Here is a 6,507-nt window from a genome sequence, read left to right as displayed (position 1 = left end):
ACTGGGCGACCTCGTCGGCGACCACGTCGGTGACCCGGGAGATCGTCGCCGCGGAGACCTTGGCCCCGTAGATCTCCTCGAGGTGGGAGCCGATGTCCCGGGTGCTCATCCCCCGGGCGTAGAGCGAGAGGACCATGTCCTCGACCTTGCCCAGCCTGCGGGCGCGCTTGGGCACGATCACCGGCTCGAAGGAGCCGTTTCGGTCCCTCGGGACCGTGATCCGCACCGGCCCTTGGAGGGTCTGGACGCTCTTGGTGGCCTTGCCGTTGCGGGAGTTGCCCGTGCCGTGCCCGGCGGGGTCCCCGGACTCGTAGCCGAGGTGGTCGCTCATCTCGGTCTCCAGGGCCCGCTCGAGCACGGCCTTGGTCATGCGCGAGAGCAGCTCCTCGACCCCGTGCCGGCCCTCGCCGAGGTCCTCGGCCGCCGTGACCAGCGCGTCGATCTGCTCCGGGTCCAGCACCCCGGCCAGGGGATTGTCGATCATGTCGTTTTCAGCCACGAGGGCCCGTCCTTTCGGGGATGAAACCACAGGTCACACCCCAGTTAGAGACCGGACCCTTACACACCTAATGAAACACCCTCCTTGGCTCAGGCCGACAGTGAACTCCAAGCGATGTATGAGGCGTTCGAGACCTTCACTTTGTCCTTGGGCGATGACGTCGTGAAGAACGAACGGAAGAACTACTTCGCATTCCGCCGGCTCAAGAACTTCGCCTGCGCCGAGGTCCACCCTCAGTCCCGGAACCTCCTCGTGTACCTCAAACTCGATCCCGCAACCGTTGCCATGCAGGACGGATTCATCCGAGACGTCTCGAACATCGGCCACTTCGGTACGGGCGACGTAGAGCTGCGCATCACGGACAGACACGCATGGGAGACAGTGGAAGCACTCACCCGTCAGGCCTACGAAGCCAACTAGACGGCGCCCCACAGACCCTGCCCAGACCATGTGGTCGACGGAAGCAAGCCTGCATGGTCACACGCTCGGTTGGGCAGGCAGGGGATTTGCAGACCCATTGGCCGCGCGGATGAAGGACACGACTCTTTGCATTTGCTTTGCGAGATCTAGCGGGAGGTCGCCGGCCGGCCAGTTCTGGCAGGCTTCGCGAGCCAGCTTCACCTTGTCCGGTTTCGTCATCTTGCTCGCACCGGAACGTCCACTCGTAAGGTGCAGGGGGGGTGCCCACCTGTCGCGGGGAGGCTGGTAGTGGCTGCGCGTGTGGACCGTTTCCACGGCAGCGCGGAGGGTGTCTAGTGGGACGTAGTTTTCTATGGTTCGGCACGCGGTTATCCAGGCAAATCCCGGCATGCCGTCCCGCTCGAATTCGTCACGAATCCGCCTCTTTGTTTCGTTGATCCGCTGTGATGAGGAGGTCTTGTCGCTGTCGATGAGGATGGCGGAGTGCCGGTTCAGTCTACGGAGGGAAATGAACTCCCGGACAGAAGGATCGTCTGCGGTGAGGTGATTGAGGAGTCCGCCACCGTAGAACATCACCGAGTAGTGAATTCCTTCGATGAACTCGTCGGGAGCAATCATCTCGAGCCAGTGAAGCAAGTAGATCCGATCTGAGGGGCCTTCTACCCAGATGATGGAGTTCGCTTGGATAAGGTCCGAAGGACGATACCCCAGATCACTGCAAAGATCGGCTACATCCTGCACTGTCGCTGCTTCGGTCACGCGGGTGCCCGTGTTGGCGTCGTGCTTCACGTGTAGAACGCAGGCGCGCTCGTAGTCGAGCAAATGAGCGGAGTGTGTAGCAATGAGGTACTGGTTGTTTGTAGCCTCGCTCAAATATCGAACGAGCTTGCGCTGCAGTAACGGGTGCAGGTGGACTTCTGGCTCCTCGATGCATACGAGCGTCTCTTGGAGCAGGGTGGCGGCAGTAGCAAGAATGATCACCTGGTGGATCCCGGTTCCCAGACTACTTAGCGGCAGAGCTTGGCCGTTCTGAACCACCTGCAACTCATCCTGGTCCGCGGAAACGCGGATGTTCACGTCGTTGTCTTCTAAGACCGTCCGCGCAAACTGCTGAATAGCCTCGAAGCGCGGACGATCCGCACTGTAACGTTCGACTGCCGGGTTCTGCAGGCGGGCGAGTCGATGGATGAGGTCTTGCCCGCTGTAATCCTCGGGGAGCGGCTCGCCTTTAATGAGGGTGCCGCTTGAAGAAATTTGCCGGAACGCTCCGACCGTCTGAACTGGTGGGACTTTGAATGGGAACAATTTCTCAAGGACGCGCCGGGCATCATCCGTGGGTCCACCTCCGCTCTGAGAAGTGAGGTCAGCAGACGCCTGACGTAGCACGGGGCCGGATGTCGCTGAGGCCACCTCCCGCAGCCATTCTTCGTCCAAGGACCATGCCAGCGGCGTCTTGCCCGGGGAGTAGGTCAACCAAACGTCGCCCCCGGAAACCGGGCGAAATACGTCATTCTTCAACAGCTCGAATACAGCGTCAGGATTTGCGAGCCTGCCTGCTTTGGTCCGCAGATCGCCCGGGCCCACGAGTCGGTGCGCGATCTGTAACAGCAGGCGGGGACCCTCAGGCTTAGGATTGTCCGCCCATTGCGGGGCATCGATTCGCTGCTTAAGGAACGATTGGGCGAAGCGGAGCACGTTGGACTTCCCCGCATTGTTTTGGCCAGCTATCAACGTGACCTTACGCAGTCCACTTAGAGATTGAAGATCCCGGAGACTGCGATAGCCGCCGACCCCGAAGCCCGGCAGCAGCACTTTTTCATTCACCTCGCCATCCTCTCAAATACCGCGGTTGTGTCGACGAGGACGTCTGACACGGCGAAGTATCCGCTTCAGGAGGAGTGGTTCAGAAAGGACCCATTGAGAGCCAGCGTTTTTGACACGCAGACTGTGGTTCTCGGCTAGTTCGGCAAGCCAAGGACGAAAGCCAAAGTCCACCTGTGAGCTTTTCAGCGGATTTTGACCCGTCTAGGGTTGGCTCAGCAGTGGTGTCGGGACGACCAGGGCCGGCTCTCCAGGATTGACGGTGTCGATCTTCCCGTGCCACAAGACCTTCGGTCCTCGACGACTACCGGCTGGCCCATCGGATGCACCTGTTTGACGTCCGCTGGTGAGCATGCCTCGGCTCGAAACAATGGCGGTGCTACAAGTCCGGTAGATGGGCGAGCTGCGCGCACCGCTCACGGAGGATGCGAAGCCGAGGGTGGTTACGAAGAGCTTCTATGGTCTTGTCTACCGGTACCTTAAACTCTTGAAGAGCCGCGAGGTAGGTGACTAAGCGAACCGAGTCCGCGACCACCTTGAAGCGGTAGACATCGCCGATATCGCGATGTCGTTCGGCGCCGCCGTGGTCAACATGGTTACGTGCCCAGACGGCCCAGCCGGACCACTTGGGCACGTCGAGCTTGAGGCAATCCTTGACCTGCTCGGGCAGCCCGTCGTGGAGTAGAACGAGACGCTCTTCAAGTTTCTTGTCCCGACGTCCGCTAACACACCACCGGTGAAAGCCCTCGGCAGCGGCTAACGCTTGGCTCACGTGTTCTTCCACCATTTTCGGAGAGTGGCCAATCTGCCCTACGGCTACGTTCCACGCATATTCGGCTTGGGGTTCGCTTCGGAGTTGATCCCAGGTCGTGAGAAAGGCTTCCAAGCCCACGTCTTTGAAGGTAAATACGATCCCTCCGGCTTCGGTAGGCGTGTCTGGAGCACTGTGATGTCCGAGATGACAGAGTAGTGAGACTTCTTTGTCGTCAACAGTCGTTGCTCGCATCCACGCGACTCCGCTGTCGGCGAAGGTGGCGAGGCTCATCAGTCCTAAGAGCGGCTGCATGCTGTCTAGAAAATCCTCGGCTGCGCTGGCCTCCTCTGGCACGATTCGCACCCATGACTCAACCGAGAGGTTGATGCTCGGTCCCGAGCGCATCCGCTTGGTCATCATGTCCAACTTCAGTTGGGGCATAGACTCCGTCGCTTCGCTAATCCATGGACGAGTTGCTTGAGTCTCAACGCTGTAAGTCGCTGCCTGCATCGCCCCAGTCGCAACCCCGGCTCTCCGGCCGCCGATGACCGGGAGAACGTATGGCGTCAGGCACGTCCCGTCAGGTTGCTTCTCTCCCGGGCGTTCCACACCTCTGATAGACGCCCATTCGGGGGCGCAGAACCGGGCATCATTGATGACGCTCATCGAAATTCCCCGGTTGGTGCTCGGTGAATGTCCCCAGTCGCGGGGTTTAGGTTAGCAGCGTTTTCGGGGTGCCTGTAGTGGCTCGGCGGAGCTGTTCGGCGGCGTCGTGGTGGGCTCGGAGCCGGTAGGAGTCCCCGTCCAGGTTCAGGACCACGGAGCGGTGCAGGAGCCGGTCGAGCATGGCGGCGGCGACGGTGGTGTCGCCGAGGATCTCGCCCCAGGCCCCGACGGGCCGGTTGGTGGTGATCACGATGCTGGTCTTGAGGTAGCGCTGGTTGATGACCTGGAACAGGGCCGAGGCGGCCTCCCCGGGCAGGGGCAGGTACCCGAGCTCGTCGATGACCAGCAGGGTGGGGCCGGCGAAGAAGCGCATGGTGGTGGCCCACCGGCCCTCAATCGCGGCCTTGTGGCAGCGGGCGGCCAGGTCGGCCGCGGAGGTGAAGTAGGTGCGGTATCCGGCCTCGACGGCGGCGCGGGCCAGCCCGGCGGCGAGGTGGGTCTTGCCGGTGCCGGGCGGGCCGATGAGCAGCACGTTGGTCGCGTTCTCGAGCCACCGGCAGGTGGCCAGCTCGTTGATCAGGGACCGGTCGACGCCCTGGGCGTGGTCGGTGTCGAACCCGGCCAGGGTAGCCGGGGTGGGGATGCTGGCGAAGCGCAGCCGTCCGGCCAGGCGCCGGGCCTCGGCGCTGTCGACCTCGACGGCCAACAGGCGCTCGAGGGTCTCGGTCATCGACCAGCCGTCGGCGCGGGCCTGGTCCAGGACGGCGGGCAGCGCCTCGGCGGCCCCGGCGAGCTTGAGCGTGGCCAGATGGGCGCGCAGCCGCTGGTAGGTGGCCGCCTGCGCGTTCGTGGACGGAACGGCGGCCGGGGTGGGGGTGGTGGTCATGGCAGGTAGCTCTTTCGTTGGGCGGCGGCCTCGTAGGCGGCCAGGTCGATCACGGAGGCCTCCGGCGCCGCGGGGCGCCCGAGCAGGGCGTCGGCGGCGGCGCGGGCGGCGGCCCCGGGCGGGATGCGTTCCTTGCGGCGGTGGGGCTTGGCCGTGTTCACCGCGGCCATCGCCGCCGCGTTCAGGGCGATGACGTGTCCGGTGTCGCGGATGGTGGCGCCCAAGCCCGGCTCGGCGATGCGGTGCCGGGCCACGACCGCGTTCCCGGAGCGGATCTGCAGGTGCCCGGCACCGACCCGGTGGGTGACCACGACCCTGGCCGCGGCCAGCTCCGGGGGCACGGAGTACCGGTTGCCGCGCCAGGAGACCAGGCCCTGCCGTGAGGCGGTGCGCTCGTCCTGGACCGCGACCGGGTAGGCGGCCGCCGGGGCGGGGCGCAACACCTCCACCTCGGCCATCGCCGCCACCGTGCTCCAGCCCTGGGGCCCGCGGCGCCGGCGGGCGTCCTGGGACTGGGCGAAGGCCAACACGCTCGCCTGGGCGGCCTCGAAGCCCGTCTCATCGGGCAGGGTGCGCCACCAGCGTTGCGCGGCGGTGTGGTTGTTCTTCTCCACCACGCCCTTGCGGTGCCCGGACCGGGGCGGGCAGAGGAGCACCTCGACGCCGTGGTGCTTGGCGAAGCCGGCGAAGGCGGGGTTGATGTCCCCACTGCCGGCAACCGCGACGGTTCCCATCCGGTCGAAGCGCCAGGCCCGGGTCAGGCCCCCGAGCAGGGCGATGAGCGTGGTGATGGCCTCCATCAGGTGCGCGTGGTCCATCGATTCTGCCAGCACGGCCCGCCACTTGCCCGAGTGCGGCAGCGAGCCCACCAGCAGCAGCGCCTTGCGCCCCGGCCCCCAGCCGGACGGCGGGTCGGGCAGCTCGAGCCAGTCGAACTGGGTCTCCTCCCCGGGCGGGTGCTCGATCACCGCGTTCGGGCGCTCGGTGACCTTCCCGCACGCCACGCACGCCGGGCGCAGCCCGCGGGCGCGGATCTGGCGGGTCAGCGTCTGGTACGAGCGGTCATAGCCCAGCCCGGCCAGCTCGTCGAACAGGGTCAACGCCCACAAGTGCGGGTCCTCGGCCAGCCGGGCGGTGACGTAGGCCTCGAACCGGGCGAAAACATCCGGTCCGGAGCGGCGGCGCATCCCCGGGGTCCGTTCCCCGTTGAGGTAGGCGCGGACGGTCTTGCGGTCCCGCCCCGTGTGTTTGGCGATGCGGCTGATGCTCCAGCCGCGCTCTTTCAACGCGTGGATCTCCACGTCTTCCTTCCATGGCAGCATGAAGGGACGGGCCTTTCTCGAAAGCCGGTGTGTGGTCAGAGACCACCAGCTTCGGGGAGGGCCCGCCCCTATTCAGGGACTGACACGAACTGGGGAAATTCAGTGAGCGCCGGGTGGGGAATTTCGATGAGCGTGATCA

6 protein-coding genes are annotated in these 6,507 nt (G+C 64.7%); 1 reads left to right on the top strand and 5 read right to left on the bottom strand.

What is annotated here, in order from left to right:
- Positions 1-469: transposase (locus tag AC1Q5D_RS17765; RefSeq protein WP_481739745.1), on the bottom strand; the 469-nt coding region annotated here is incomplete at its 3' end.
- Between the two features lie 114 nt (positions 470-583).
- Between AC1Q5D_RS17765 and AC1Q5D_RS17760 the strand changes: the two genes are divergently transcribed.
- Positions 584-919, top strand: coding sequence for a DUF5655 domain-containing protein (locus tag AC1Q5D_RS17760; protein ID WP_481739762.1), 336 nt, complete (start codon positions 584-586; stop codon positions 917-919).
- Between the two features lie 57 nt (positions 920-976).
- Here the strand turns inward: AC1Q5D_RS17760 and AC1Q5D_RS17755 are convergent, their stop codons facing one another.
- The 4 genes from AC1Q5D_RS17755 to AC1Q5D_RS17740 form a co-directional block, all read right to left on the bottom strand.
- On the bottom strand, positions 977-2,743 hold the full coding sequence (locus tag AC1Q5D_RS17755; RefSeq protein WP_481739761.1) for an AAA family ATPase: 1,767 nt from the start codon (positions 2,741-2,743) through the stop codon (positions 977-979).
- A gap of 376 nt (positions 2,744-3,119) precedes the next feature.
- Positions 3,120-3,914 carry an ApeA N-terminal domain 1-containing protein gene (locus tag AC1Q5D_RS17750; RefSeq protein WP_481739763.1) on the bottom strand — a complete coding sequence of 265 codons (795 nt, stop codon included), beginning with the start codon at positions 3,912-3,914 and terminating at the stop codon, positions 3,120-3,122.
- Positions 3,915-4,206: 292 nt separating this feature from the next.
- Positions 4,207-5,046, bottom strand: a complete 840-nt coding sequence (gene istB / locus AC1Q5D_RS17745; RefSeq protein ID WP_481739329.1) for an IS21-like element helper ATPase IstB — start codon at positions 5,044-5,046, stop codon at positions 4,207-4,209.
- Positions 5,043-6,368 carry an IS21/IS408/IS1162 family transposase gene (locus AC1Q5D_RS17740; RefSeq protein ID WP_481739330.1) on the bottom strand — a complete coding sequence of 442 codons (1,326 nt, stop codon included), beginning with the start codon at positions 6,366-6,368 and terminating at the stop codon, positions 5,043-5,045. The genes istB and AC1Q5D_RS17740 overlap by 4 nt, the downstream gene beginning before the upstream one ends.
- Positions 6,369-6,507 lie beyond the last annotated feature (139 nt).

The organism is Arthrobacter paludis (genome assembly GCF_056782315.1).
This window is presented reverse-complemented; position numbering and strand designations above follow the sequence as displayed.